This window comes from Burkholderia sp. PAMC 28687 (assembly GCF_001577465.1).
GTDB lineage: Bacteria > Pseudomonadota > Gammaproteobacteria > Burkholderiales > Burkholderiaceae > Caballeronia.
In genome coordinates this window covers 902,019-914,341 of the sequence record NZ_CP014505.1, presented here as the reverse complement: position 1 = coordinate 914,341, position 12,323 = coordinate 902,019, and the positions used below count along the sequence as shown (strand labels likewise).

At 61.6% G+C, this 12,323-nt stretch carries 12 protein-coding genes; 3 read left to right on the top strand and 9 right to left on the bottom strand.

Annotation, left to right across the window (positions count from 1 at the left end; all coding sequences use genetic code 11):
* Nucleotides 1-100: 100 nt before the first annotated feature.
* The 8 genes from AX768_RS04255 to AX768_RS04225 all read right to left on the bottom strand — a co-directional run bounded on the left by AX768_RS04255 (nucleotide 101) and on the right by AX768_RS04225 (nucleotide 5,862).
* Nucleotides 101-457, bottom strand: coding sequence for a hypothetical protein (locus AX768_RS04255; protein WP_062000757.1), 357 nt, complete (start codon nucleotides 455-457; stop codon nucleotides 101-103).
* A 118-nt stretch (nucleotides 458-575) separates the two neighbouring features.
* Nucleotides 576-2,018: an alpha,alpha-trehalose-phosphate synthase (UDP-forming) gene (gene otsA, locus AX768_RS04250; RefSeq protein WP_061998926.1), complete on the bottom strand. Its 1,443-nt coding sequence runs from the start codon at nucleotides 2,016-2,018 to the stop codon at nucleotides 576-578.
* A gap of 197 nt (nucleotides 2,019-2,215) precedes the next feature.
* A complete protein-coding gene (locus AX768_RS04245) occupies nucleotides 2,216-2,473 on the bottom strand; it encodes a hypothetical protein (protein ID WP_061998925.1) in 258 nt (85 codons plus the stop codon).
* Nucleotides 2,474-2,642: 169 nt separating this feature from the next.
* The gene (locus AX768_RS31865) at nucleotides 2,643-2,861 is read right to left on the bottom strand and encodes a hypothetical protein (RefSeq protein ID WP_082771389.1); all 219 of its coding nucleotides are present in this window, start codon (nucleotides 2,859-2,861) and stop codon (nucleotides 2,643-2,645) included.
* Between the two features lie 278 nt (nucleotides 2,862-3,139).
* Entirely contained in the window at nucleotides 3,140-4,540 is a 1,401-nt protein-coding gene (locus tag AX768_RS04240) for a sigma-54-dependent transcriptional regulator (protein ID WP_061998924.1), read from the bottom strand.
* Nucleotides 4,541-4,878: 338 nt separating this feature from the next.
* Nucleotides 4,879-5,136, bottom strand: a complete 258-nt coding sequence (locus tag AX768_RS04235; RefSeq protein ID WP_061998923.1) for a hypothetical protein — start codon at nucleotides 5,134-5,136, stop codon at nucleotides 4,879-4,881.
* A 43-nt stretch (nucleotides 5,137-5,179) separates the two neighbouring features.
* A complete protein-coding gene (locus tag AX768_RS04230; RefSeq protein ID WP_062000756.1) occupies nucleotides 5,180-5,497 on the bottom strand; it encodes a DUF883 family protein in 318 nt (105 codons plus the stop codon).
* A 53-nt stretch (nucleotides 5,498-5,550) separates the two neighbouring features.
* Complete coding sequence (locus AX768_RS04225; protein ID WP_062000755.1) at nucleotides 5,551-5,862, bottom strand: hypothetical protein; 312 nt, start codon at nucleotides 5,860-5,862, stop codon at nucleotides 5,551-5,553.
* Nucleotides 5,863-6,375: 513 nt separating this feature from the next.
* On the opposite strand from AX768_RS04225, the gene AX768_RS04220 reads away from it, so the two are divergent.
* From AX768_RS04220 to AX768_RS04210, 3 genes are all read left to right on the top strand, one after another.
* Complete coding sequence (locus tag AX768_RS04220) at nucleotides 6,376-7,446, top strand: sigma-54 interaction domain-containing protein (protein WP_061998922.1); 1,071 nt, start codon at nucleotides 6,376-6,378, stop codon at nucleotides 7,444-7,446.
* A gap of 259 nt (nucleotides 7,447-7,705) precedes the next feature.
* The gene (locus AX768_RS04215; RefSeq protein WP_061998921.1) at nucleotides 7,706-8,260 is read left to right on the top strand and encodes a hypothetical protein; all 555 of its coding nucleotides are present in this window, start codon (nucleotides 7,706-7,708) and stop codon (nucleotides 8,258-8,260) included.
* Entirely contained in the window at nucleotides 8,257-8,772 is a 516-nt protein-coding gene (locus AX768_RS04210; protein ID WP_062000754.1) for a hypothetical protein, read from the top strand. The genes AX768_RS04215 and AX768_RS04210 overlap by 4 nt, the downstream gene beginning before the upstream one ends.
* A 33-nt stretch (nucleotides 8,773-8,805) precedes the next feature.
* On the opposite strand, the gene AX768_RS04205 is transcribed toward AX768_RS04210, so the two are convergent.
* Nucleotides 8,806-12,222, bottom strand: a complete 3,417-nt coding sequence (locus tag AX768_RS04205; RefSeq protein ID WP_155524179.1) for an autotransporter outer membrane beta-barrel domain-containing protein — start codon at nucleotides 12,220-12,222, stop codon at nucleotides 8,806-8,808.
* Between the last annotated feature and the right edge of the window lie 101 nt (nucleotides 12,223-12,323).

Genomic DNA, 12,323 nt, shown 5'->3' with positions numbered 1-12,323 from the left:
CTGGGCGGTCGTTCGGGCTTTGCCTGACAACGCTGCTTGACAGGCACAAAGAAAAACGGCGCACCCTCGAGGCGCGCCGTTTTGCATGGAACCGCGGAAATTACGGCTCTTCTTCCTCGTCGTTGGCCGGGTCGGCGGTTTCATCGTCGATTGCACGGGTTTCGTCTTCGACCTCGTCGGGCAGGATGTCCGAATCGAGTTCGAGGTTGTTGTCCCCGTCCGCCGATGCCATCTCGCCCGTTCCGTTTCGATCCGTGTCGCTGTTCAGCTCCGCTGCGGACTGGCCGATCGCATGCTGATCGAGTTCGTCTTCGATATCACCTGGATACCGCTTTTCGCCTTGCACGTCCGATCCGCTATCCGAGGAATCGCTCGGCCCCAATGCGCCGGTTCCATGGCCCTTCCCAACTTCCACACCACCTTCTTCGTCCGGATCCAAAGTGCTTCCACTCATGATGACCTCCTGATTGCGTGTATGCATCGACGCAAAAGCCGTTCCGCGTGCACGCCGACCGCAAATAAAAAACCCCGCGCCGGATGAACAGGCGCGGGGCTTCACCGAAGGAGCAAGCGCTTCAACTCGATACGCGCGCCGGTCGCTTCGCTTCGGAAACCTGGCGCACCGTTTTCTTCGTCACCGATGCAGCCGTCGCCACACTGCGCAAATCCTGCAAGAAGGAATCGCGCCAGACGGAAAGATTGTTCTCGCGCAGCGGCGCCATCATGTCGGTGTGACGGGATTGACGCTCGGCGAGCGGCATCGATAACGCCCGTTCCAGCGCTTCCGACATCTGCGACAGGTCGAACGGGTTGACCACGAGCGCGCCCGGCAGCTGGTCGGCCGCGCCGGCAAACTGCGACAACACGAGTGCGCCCGGGTCGGCGGGGTCTTGCGATGCCACGTATTCCTTAGCAACGAGATTCATGCCGTCGCGCAATGGCGTCACATATCCCACTTGCGACAGCCGGAACAGCGCCATCAGCAAGTTCCGGTCGTACTTGCGGTTCAGGTACTGAATCGGCGTCCAGTCGAGTTGTGCAAAGCGACCGTTGATCCGCCCCGCTTCGCCTTCGAGATTCTGCCGGATGCGCTGATAGGTCTGCACATCGGAGCGCGTAGGCGGCGCGATCTGCACCATCGACACCCGTCCATGCCAACCCGGCGCATGAAGCAGCAGGCGCTCGAAGGCCTGGAAGCGCTCCGCCAGCCCCTTCGAATAGTCGAGACGATCCACGCTCATGATCAGCTTGCGGCCGCGCAGGCTGTCGCGCAGGCTCTTGACCGGCTTGCGATTGGAAAATTGCTCGGCGATCTTAGCAATCGCATCCGGATAAATGCCGATCGGATACGCGCCGACCTTCAACATGTGCCCATGCGCCTGCAACATGCCGTCTTCGCTGAGATGCCCGAGGTGGCCGCGTTCGACGTAATCCACAAACGACTGCTTGTCCGCCTCGGTCTGGAATCCGACGATGTCATAGCTGCACATCGCCATGATCAGCTCTTCGTGCGGCGGCACGGTGCGGAGGACTTCAGGGACTGGAAACGGGATGTGGAGGAAAAAACCAATTGGATTCTTGATGCCGGCTGCGCGGCATTCCTGCGCGAACGGCAGGAGGTGATAGTCGTGTACCCAGATGATGTCATCGGGTTCGAGCAGCGGTTTCAATTGCAGTGCAAGGTTTGCATTGACCCGGGCGTAACCGGCGTATTCCTCGCGATCGAACCGCGACAGGTCATTCCGATAATGAAAAGTTGGCCATAAGGTCGCGTTCGAGAAGCCGCGGTAGTACTGGTCATAATCGCGCCGCGTCAGTCCGACGGTCGCATACGTGACGTTGCCGCGCTTCTCCACCACTGGCGCCGATGCTTCCCCGACAATCTCGCCGCTCCAGCCGAACCACACACCGCCTGTCTCCTTCAGCGCGTCCAGCACGCCGATCGCCAGGCCGCCTGCAGCAGGCTTGCCTTCCTGGATCGGCGCGACGCGATTCGATACCACGATCAATCTGCTCATTACAGCTTTACCTCTCAGTTGTCGTTGCTCGTTCGAATTGATCGGAATAGCAATGCAAGACACGTGCCGTTTTTACAATCTGGAAAATAAAAATTGTGTATAAATGTGACAAACGAACGAAAACACGCGGCAAGGGCGTGTAGCGCAGAAGATTTTGGTGCAAGGCCAGAGCGCTCGACACGCTTTGCTTATCCCTCTCAGGCGTCTTGTTCCGAGCCCAGATCGCGCTGATAGTCGATGCCTTCCTTGCGTACCCCGCCCTGATTGTGATCGCCGTCAGGCGGCGTTCCCGGCGCTGGCCGGTTCTGTCCGGCGGGATCGTGTGGTGTCTGGTCGGTCGTCGCATTCGGCGCCGGAACCTCAGGCTCCGGCGGCATTGCTGATTTGAGTGAGTCGGCGCGTGCCTCACGGCGAGACGTATGACGCGCGGAACGGCGCAGTGCGGGATGTCTCATGGATGCCTCCAGGAAGAAGGCCGTCGGAGCGTTAAGTCGGCGGCGAATCGCTAAAAAAAGCAGAATTAATGACCTTGGATAAAATACTGATGAGGTCATTGTTACCTCGTGCGTTGTAATGCCTACAGCGTGTTGGAAAATCCTTCAAGCAATTCGGCGCCTCGTCGTATCAATGAAACGTGCTGGACATGTGCGGTGTTTCGTTCGGTCCCGGCGGTGGATCGCCTATCGGCTGGCTAGGCGGTGACGGCGGCTCGCGGGTCGGATCGGGAACGGTGTCCGGCGGTTCCTGTGGGGACGGCGAAGGCGGTTCCGGTGTGAACGGCGGATCAGGCGGTTGCGGCGTCTGTGCGCGCAATGGGTTTCGAGACGAGGTGAGATCGGTCATGGCGCGCTCCCTGGATCTTATGATGGTGACACTCGTACGGTCCTGATGTAACGGATCCGGCCAAGGACTCTCGATTTGGTTCGCATCGCAAGTCGCCCGAATATCAAGCAACTCGCTTAAGCCCACCATCCAGTTGCAGCAAGGGCCATGCCCTGCGATTCACAGGACCCATCAGGCATTATCGGCGTACATATTGCGCGTGCAAACGAAAAACGCCCGTCCAAAGCAGACATCTTTCGATGTCCCCATGAACGGGCGTCAACGATGCAACAACGTGATCAGCGGTTGCCTGCGTCGCCTACTTCACTGGCTTCGCTTTCCGCAGCCTTGTTCGCGGCGTCATCGCCGTATTCGACCAGCCGGTTATAAAGCGTCTTCAGGCTGATGCCGAGGATCTCGGCCGCACGCGTTTTCACACCGCCGCATTGTTCGAGGGTCGCCAGGATCAACTGACGATCCGCTTCGGCGAGCGACGTGCCGAACGGAATCGTCACGGCCGTTCCCGCCGATGGCTTCGACAACGAGATCTGCAGCGGCACGGTCGCCGTGCTGTCCGATTCGGCGCCCGACATGATGTACGCACGCTGAACGTAGTTCTTCAGCTCGCGCACGTTCCCCGGCCACGGATACGACGCCAGCATGTCGCGCACGGCCGCCGGGAACGTCTTCTTCGTGTTGTAGCGCGAATTGAGCTCGTCGAGGAACGCCTGACCCAGTAATTCGACGTCGGTACCGCGGTCCCGCAACGGCGGCAGGTTGATCGGGAACACGTTGAGCCGGTGATACAAGTCGAGGCGCATCTTGCCTTCGAGCACGGCCTGCTCCGGATCGCGGTTGGTCGCGGCGATCAGGCGAACATCGGTTTCCAGTTCCTTGGTCGTCCCGACGCGCATGAACATGCCCGTTTCGAGCACGCGCAAGAGCTTCACCTGCAGCTCGATAGGCATCTCGGTGATTTCGTCGAGGAACAGCGTGCCGCCGTTCGCCCGTTCAAAATAACCCTTGTGCTGGCGATCGGCGCCGGTGAACGACCCGCGCTCGTGCCCGAACATCTCCGATTCGATCAGGTTCGGCGATATCGCCCCGCAATTCACCGCAATGAACGAGTGCTTGCGGCGCAGGCTCAGCTCGTGCAGTGTCTGCGCCGCGACTTCCTTGCCGGTTCCCGACTCGCCGATCAGCAGCACGGAAGCGGCTGTGGGCGCCACGCGGCCAACCTGGTCGTAGACGGTTTGCATGGCCGGCGAATTGCCGAGCATCAGGCCGAAACGGCCCATGCGGCGCAGTTCGCCGCGCAATGTGCCGATCTCGGCCTTCAGGTCACCTGGACGCGGCAAACGGCTCAAGATGGCCTTCACGCGCTGCATGTTGATGGGTTTGACGAGGTAATCCGTCGCACCCATCTTCAACGCGTTCACCGCGGACTCGACGGTCGCGTGTCCCGTGATGACGATGATCTCCACGCCCGAGCGCGGATCGAGGTCCTCGAACAGGTCGACGCCCGAGCCATCGGGCAGCTTGAGGTCGGTGAACACGACATCCGGCGTCTGGCGCACGAGTTGAATCCGCGCTTCGCGCAGGTCGCCGGCAGTTGCTGTCGTCAGTCCGTCTTCGCCGATGATCGCGGCTAGTGCCTCGCGGGTACTGGGATCGTCATCGACAATCAATACGTGTGGCATGCGTCTCGAATTTATCCAAAGCGTTGAGGGTCACACGATGCTGAACGCATCGTGGAGGTCTCCGGGGGCGCCGGCCACACATCGTCATACTTGAACACGTAGAACGATGAAGGCTCCGCCCGCCAGGCCGAATGCGCACCGATTGAACTCAAGCACGCCGAAAGATGAAAATCTTTCCGATTGATTAACTGGCATGTCACTGCACCCGCAATAATTGCCATACAGCGCGGTTATTGCAGTGAGTACATCGATTATAAGGCTTTATCAAGATAAAACGCACGCCAGGGCGTGCGTTTCGGTCATGCTTCGAGCCTGTTTCGAGACCCGCGCACATTCACTTAACTGTGCGGAAAGTGCCACGCGTCCGGCGTTCCACCCAAGGCTCCGTTGCTGCCGTTGGCTGGCCGTGCCGCAACGGGCTGCCCTGAAGCCGTTGCAGTTGAAGGCGTGACCACCTTGCCGCCCTCGTCTTCCCAGCGCGTCAGGTCGCGCGGGGTGCGTTTTACGGTATCGCGTTTCGTTTGCGCCCATTTCCATGCGAGCACGCTGCCCACTGCGAACAACGCGCCAAACAAGCCGATCTTCGGTCGTGCCATTGTTTCTCTCCTTGTATTCAGATGATCGGGGACTGCATACGTTCTATCGCGAAACGATGACGCCCACCAGAAAGCCGATGCCCGCCGCAATGCCGAGCGCCTGCCAAGGGTTATCACGCGTGTAGCGGACGGTGCCATCGAGGCTCGCGCGGTACTTGTCCTGCGCGCCCGCTTGCGCAGCTTCCAGCGCGTGGCGGGCGGTATCGACGTGGTCGCGCAGACGGGTGCGCAGGGCGTCCACGCCTTCAGCCGGCAACGATGCGCTCAGGCGCACCAGTTCCTCGGAATCGTTCAACAAGACCTTGATGTCCTCGATGATCTTCTGCTTGCCCAAAGAGATCTGGACTGTCGTTTGACTCATGTTTTGAAACCCCTTGCCATTGACTTGTGGTCGATCGGTCGCCGATGCGCCGATCATGATGTGGATGCGTCCCGGCGCGTACGCAACGTTCGCAGCATGCCGCCCAGGACGAGCGCGCTGCCGAGCGCGGCGAACACGAAACTCGTCACGCCCGCTGCGCGGGAAAGTGCCGGTGTGCCCGCAGCCCATGCCATCACCACGCACATGAGCGCGGTCACGAGCGCCACGGCGGCCCAGTGATATACGTTGATCGGCTCGGCCGCCAGGAGTTCCGGACGCTCATCGGCGCGCTGCGGCGCACGTGCACGGCGTACTGGACGGGCGCGCTGTGGCACGTGGATGTCGAAATGCAAGGAATCTTCCATGGCTGTCTGTGCCGGGTCACGGCCGTTCGTTCGCAGATGCCACGTGCTACGCAGAAACCGTGCCATATCGACCGAAGCCGGTTTGTGATGAGTCATTGCGGGCCGGGTTGCATCGATTGCGCGCGTGTGAATACCCGGACGCACGTAACAATTACGTACAGCGCGTGTAAATGAGGCAAGGTATCGGTGAAGGTTTCCGGAGTTTGCGCGCAATATGGCGTACCGCGCGGCTAATCGTGTTGCGATTACTCAAGCAGAACAAAGCACGTTGCCGCTAAGTCGTTGCGGATGGTTAAATACGGATTACGAGATGAGTTGCACGCTTGCGGCTTTCATTGAAATGTCCAGGCCTGCTGCCATTAAACGATGCTTCGTCACCCTGAGCGATAGTGGGGCCGAAGCTGCCTCCTGCCACCAACAGGGCGGGAATCAGCGCAACACTGTGCTGCCGCCTTGTCCTGGCGCCCGGCCAAACCCTGTCGCCCAAACAACATTTGCAGGACTTAAAGACTCATGGCGTCAACCGATCTGGACTCGCCGGCCGTCGCCTCCGGCGATACGCCATCGCAGAAGAAACGTAACGCGGGAGAGATTGCCGGGTTGAAGTCATTTGGACTTCTGTACGGTTCATCGCCCGTGATGATGGAGCTTTACTCGCAGATAGAACGCGTGGCCGCAACTGATGCCACGGCGCTGATCATCGGTGAATCGGGAACCGGCAAGGAACTCATTGCTCGTACCATTCACGATCAAAGCGCCCGGCGCGATGCCCCGTTCGTTGCGGTCAATTGCGGCGCTATTCCCGATAATCTTATCGAGCCGGAACTCTTCGGGCACGAAAAAGGGAGTTTCACCGGCGCGGTCCAAGGACGCCTTGGTTATTTCGAACATGCGAATGGCGGAACGCTGTTCCTGGATGAAGTGACCGAGATGTCGCCGGTGCGGCAAGTGAAGCTGTTACGCGCACTTGAAACCGGAACGTTCTTTCGAGTCGGCGGTAATGAGCTGATCCACTCCGATGTCCGTGTGATCGCCGCGACCAATCGCGACCCGATCGTGGCGGTCAAGGAGAATGGCCTGCGTGAAGACTTGATGTATCGGCTGGCCGTGTTTCCATTGCGCGCGCCGCCGCTGCGTGAACGCGACAGCGACCGCGAATTTCTTGCGCAGCATTTTCTCGCCGAGATGAACGCGCAGGAAGGCACCAACAAGTCGTTCAGCAAACGCGCGATCGACATGCTGCGCACATACTCGTGGCCGGGCAACGTGCGCGAGTTGAAGAACACGGTGTATCGCGCGTTCATTCTTGCCGAGAAAACGGTGGAGATTGCGCATCCGCATCTGGCGTCGCGGGTGAAGAAACCTATAACGCAGGGCGATGCCATGAACGTCTGGGTAGGCACACCGCTCGCCGATGCGCAAAAGCAGATCATCCTCGGCACGCTCAAGCATTGCGGCGGCGACAAACGCCGGGCCGCCAAAGCCTTGGGCGTAAGTCTGAAGACCCTCTATAACCGCCTTGGTGCTTACGATGACGAAGGCGGTGAAGCGGAGCCGTCGGCGCCCGCCGGGAATGAAGGCTGAATGCAAGCCAATGCTCGCTACGTCGATGGATCCTCCCGCGATCCATCGACTTCGCCCCAACTGTCACGCCAGTTTTTCATTTGAAGCGGCACGTTCCCCTTATTTGCAATTTCTTGCAAATTTCTTTGCCCACCTCCTTGTTACGTCATTCAAAATGCCCGGGCGCTCCGTTTGCTAGGTCTTTTGCGCTCAAGGTCTGCGCGAAGAAGCCGGTTGCCGTCATCGAAAGAATAGAGAAAGGCGAGGAAGGAACAGCATCATGCAGAAAACGATTTACCGGCGTCCGACTCACGCCGCGGCAATGGCAACGCTCCTGATGGGAGCCATCGCGTGTTTCACCCTTTCGGGTTGCAACTCGCTGTATAGCGAAGGCGCTGTGGCAGGCGCGGGTATCGGTGGTGCGGCGATCGCCGGCGCCGTGACCAGCAATGCTGCCGTCGCGACGGGTATCGGCCTGGGCGCCGTTGCTGCCGCCAGAGCCGGTGTGCAATACAGCCAGCGGGTAATGCACACCTATACGCAGGACCGTATCGCAGGCGCGGCCGGACCGCTCGCAGTCGGGGCCATAGCGCAATGGGCTGCGGTGCATACCGTGCCCATCGAGCCGGATGAAAAAGGCCGCGTGACGGTCAGCCGTACCATCAGTACCGGCACGCTCGATTGCAAGGAAATCGTGTTCTCGGTGGACACCGACGCCGTGAAGGACAAGCCCGCCGACAGCGGCTTCTACGTAGCCTCCATCTGCCGCGACGGACAGACGTGGAAGTGGGCGTCGGCGGAACCTGCCACGCCGCGTTGGGGCGCGCTGCAATGAGGCCCGGTCTGAGCCTGATGCTCGCGGCCGGCGCTGCTGCGAGCTGCGTATTCATGAGCGGCTGTGGATCGATTGGCGCGGCAGCCGGCGCGGCCGCGGGCGTATCGACGGGCGTGGTCACGAGCAACCCGGCAATCGGTTTCGGCGTGGGCATCGTAGTGCAGGCCGCGACCGACGAAGCCATCGCGCGCCTCATGAAGCGCCTGCACAGCGACCAGCAGATCGCCATTGCGACGACGGCGGGCGACCTTCCCATAGGCGATGAAAAAACCTGGAGCGTCAAGCACACGCTGCCGGTGGAAAATGGCCACGGCAATGTCCGAGTACTGCGGGAGTTCACCAGCGCGCTTGCGACATGCCGCGAGTTCGCGTTCTCGGTGGCCGATGGCAACAAGGCCGACGCACATCAGGACTGGTTCGTCGCCCAGGCTTGCAAGGGCAATGACAATGGCGGCGCGTGGAAGTGGGCATCGGCGGAACCGGCCGTCGCGCGCTGGGGCAATCTGCAGTAACTTGTCTGCGAGATTGGCCGTGCGCCCAGCCGTTCACCAACGCCAGCGTACGCCAGCATCGCCGCCTATTGTGGCGCGCGTGGCGCCGCCCACGTTCATTGCGTAATGGACGTTCGCAAACAGGCTGCCCCGCGCGCTGACGTCGATCGCGACGCCGGTTTGAAAATCGGCCAGCGTCGCCGATGACTGCGCCGGGATCGTTGTGGTTTCTCCGAAGACCACGTTGCTCGATGCATCGAAATAACGCCATAGATTGACGCGCGCATAAGGCTGCAACGCCACCCTGCCCGCTTGCCAGCGCCCCGATACGCGCAGTCCCAGACGGGCGGCGAACGAACTCGGGTTGCTGAAGCTGACGGTCGAGATGCCGTCATTTATATCGTTGATGGACACATGCTGCCAGATGACCTGCGCCTGCGACTCGATGCTCAGTCCGGCCAGCAAAGCCAGCGGCAATCCTGCTTCCACTGATCCCGCGATCGACCGGCCATGCGTGGTCACGGCAAGGCCGTCGTTCGACGATGGTTTGATCGTCAGCGCGCTTCCAGTCACGATGGTGTCCGCATACCAGCCACCGGGGCCGATGTGCGTCCAGTACGCGCCCGCGCTCGCCGAATCCACGGCGACGCTGCCCGCCTGAACCGACGGCATGCCAAGCGCGAAGCCGGTGACATCGCCCGAAGCGCGCGCCGCGCCCAGCAGCAAGCCATAGTGATTCCTATTTCCTGACGCAGTGGCATCTGCGTAGACGTCCTGACCAATCTGCGTGCCGCCCGTGAATCCGCTGAAATGCGCATCGACGCCTGTGTCGCTGCCAACGCGCGCGTGGTTTCCCCAGACACGGGCCCAGGTCGCGGGCAGCGTGCCGGTTTCATCGAGTTGCGACTGGTCGCCGTGCCGGTCGTGGAAGGTGCCGATCTGATCGATGACAAGCTCGCGCGTAAGCGTTGGCACTGCTGCGTAGAGAGGGACTTCGATGCGGTAAAGGGGAGTTGCTGTGGTAGGCGGTTGCGGCTCCGCCGGCGCGGTTGGCACGGATGGCACGATCGAAGGTGGCGGCGTAGGCTCGGTTGGCGCAGCGGGCTCGACAGGCGTTGTTGGCTCAGAAGGTGCAACCGGTGGTACTGGCGTGACCAGTGTAACGGGCGGCACTGGAGTGACCGGCGGCACAGGCGGCACCGCCGGAATGCTGGAACGCAAGTACCAGTTATCCCCGGTGCCTGTCGTAACACCGCCCCGAAACAGATAGTACGTATAGGCGCCCGCCTTGACGGGACTCGCCAGAGAGAATGCCGTCGCCGCCGTCGTGGCGCCCTGAAGCGTTTGCACGACCATGATTCCATCGGCGATCGTCTGGGCGCCGGCGCCGCCCGCGTTTCTCACGCCAATCGATGTATCGCCCGTAGCGGTGCCTTGCGCTATGACCAGCTTTCCGCTCGGCGAAGCATCCGCGCCAAGGACGCTGTCCACAAGCAAATGACCCGCGCGCCCCGCATAGTCGCCGCTCACCACGAGCGTATTGCGCGTGCTCCCCGTCAGATCGATGATCCCAGCGTTGTTCATCGTCACGCGTGCCCCTGCCACGGCAGCCATGATCGCCGACGTTCCTGCGCCGTTCCAGGCAAGCGAACTCGACGAGTCGATATCGATCGTGCCGGTTCGCGTTCCGGAATCGCCGAGTGTGAGGCCGTGGGCATCGAGCGTCAGGCGGCTCGCGTTCGTCACCGCCACGCTCTCCCAGTTCACGAAGCGGCTCAGCCCGGTGGCGTCGACGTGATCGAACGTGAGCGTGTCGCGGCCGGCGCCGGCATCGAAGATCGATGTGGACGCAAGTTGCGCGTCGCTCAGGTTCGACAAGGTGGCCGCCGCCTGTCCCGCGCCGAACGTGACCGCACCGCCGATCACCCCGCCGTCGAGCCATTTGAACGTATTCTGCCCGTCCCCAACGGCAAGACCCTGGGCAATCGAACCGCCCGATACCGTCATGGCGTTCGTGCCATTGCCAAGCGTCACCGCGCCGCCGATCACCCCGCCGGACAGCGTCATGGACGTATCCCCGGAACCCGCGGTGAGGTTTGCATCGATCGAACCGCCCGACATTGCGAAGGTGTTCTGCACCGCCGTCAACCCGACGCTGCCGATACGCCCGCCAGTAATCGTCGCCACGCCGCCGTTCGTCAGGCCGCCCGTCACGCGCCCGCCACTCAGCGTGAAACGCGGTTGCGGGCCGCCCTGATCGATGTCATCGACCTGTCCCGCCTGCATCACGAACGTGTTGACGCCGGCGCCTTGCCGGATCAGACCGGTCACCGTGCCGCCGTTCATCTTGAAGGTGTTCGTGCCGGTATCGGTCCAGACCGCGACACCACCGCCGCCCGATATAGTCCCGGTGTTCGTGATCGTGATCGCATACGGCCCCGTCGATGAAACCGCCAGATTGCCGCCGCCCGAAAGCACGCCGCTGTTCACGATGTCCGCATTGCCGCCGACAATCGATATCCCCTCGTTGCCGCCCGAAATCGTTCCGGCATTCGTAAAGCTGCCGCCACTGTTGGCATCGATGGCGTTGCTCTGGTCGCTCGTTATCCGCGCCCCCGCTGCGTTCACGAGCGTGACCTTCTGCCCGAAAAAAGCGCCGAGCGCATCGGCGCCGTGCGCGGCGATCGACCCGGTGTTGGTGACAAGACCGGGCGATGCATCCACGGAGACAATGCCGTGCGCGTTCACCCCGTATGTATCGATGGACCCGTGGTTTGTCAGCGTATTGTTTCCCGGCGCGCCGCCATTGGCGTACAGGCCGTACGCGCGTGAACCGGTCGTCGTGATCGAGCCGGTGTTCGCGAGCGCGTCGCCGGAGGTCTGGGCGAGCATGCCGTAGGAGTCGTCGCCCGATGTGGCAAGCGTGCCGTTGTTGGTCAGCTTCCCGCCTCCCGCCGCCGACACATCGAGCATTGCCGCCGAGTTCGCTCCGCTCGTGGTGATCGCGCCGCCCACGGCGTTGACCATAGTGACTGATGCAGAGCCGTTGTACATGCCCTCCGACTCGACGCCGGTCGTATGAATCGCGCCTGCGTTGGTCAGTGTGTTGTGCCCGAAGCCGTTCGGGCTGCCTTCCGAGGTAATGGCGTCGAAGGTATCGCCGCTGACCTGCAGCGTGCCAAGGTTCGTGACAGTGCTCGAATCCCGCACGAAGACCGCGTTGCTGCTGCTCACGCTGATGCCTGCACCCGGCTGGATGCGCACGGTGACCCCCGTGCTTCCGGCAGCCGCCGCGATACCCGTGAGGGATGGATTCGGCAGACTCGAATCGCACGTGGCAGATTCACCGCTGACGGGCGCGAGGTTATCGCAACTGCCGAGCGCCGACGGCACGCGCAACAGACATGTCACGCCGATCGTCAATTCCGACAAACGCCTCGTGCGTGATAACGGCAAGCGCAGTCGACGCATCTTCGGAGGCTCCTTGTTTGCCGTCAGCGTTGGCGGATTCCCCAGCGTAGAGTACGTTTTGCGCTTCGGCAATCTTGTGAAAAGCGATTCGAAGCGGTCTT

Coding starts and splice junctions, on each gene's coding strand:
- AX768_RS04210 (WP_062000754.1), top strand. CDS start 8,257: ATGAGGCCCGGTCTGAGCCTGATGCTCGCGGCCGGCGCTGCTGCGAGC.
- AX768_RS04245 (WP_061998925.1), bottom strand. CDS start 2,473: ATGAGACATCCCGCACTGCGCCGTTCCGCGCGTCATACGTCTCGCCGT.
- AX768_RS04220 (WP_061998922.1), top strand. CDS start 6,376: ATGGCGTCAACCGATCTGGACTCGCCGGCCGTCGCCTCCGGCGATACG.
- AX768_RS04235 (WP_061998923.1), bottom strand. CDS start 5,136: ATGGCACGACCGAAGATCGGCTTGTTTGGCGCGTTGTTCGCAGTGGGC.
- AX768_RS31865 (WP_082771389.1), bottom strand. CDS start 2,861: ATGACCGATCTCACCTCGTCTCGAAACCCATTGCGCGCACAGACGCCG.
- AX768_RS04215 (WP_061998921.1), top strand. CDS start 7,706: ATGCAGAAAACGATTTACCGGCGTCCGACTCACGCCGCGGCAATGGCA.
- otsA (WP_061998926.1), bottom strand. CDS start 2,018: ATGAGCAGATTGATCGTGGTATCGAATCGCGTCGCGCCGATCCAGGAA.
- AX768_RS04225 (WP_062000755.1), bottom strand. CDS start 5,862: ATGGAAGATTCCTTGCATTTCGACATCCACGTGCCACAGCGCGCCCGT.
- AX768_RS04205 (WP_155524179.1), bottom strand. CDS start 12,222: ATGCGTCGACTGCGCTTGCCGTTATCACGCACGAGGCGTTTGTCGGAA.
- AX768_RS04240 (WP_061998924.1), bottom strand. CDS start 4,540: ATGCCACACGTATTGATTGTCGATGACGATCCCAGTACCCGCGAGGCA.
- AX768_RS04230 (WP_062000756.1), bottom strand. CDS start 5,497: ATGAGTCAAACGACAGTCCAGATCTCTTTGGGCAAGCAGAAGATCATC.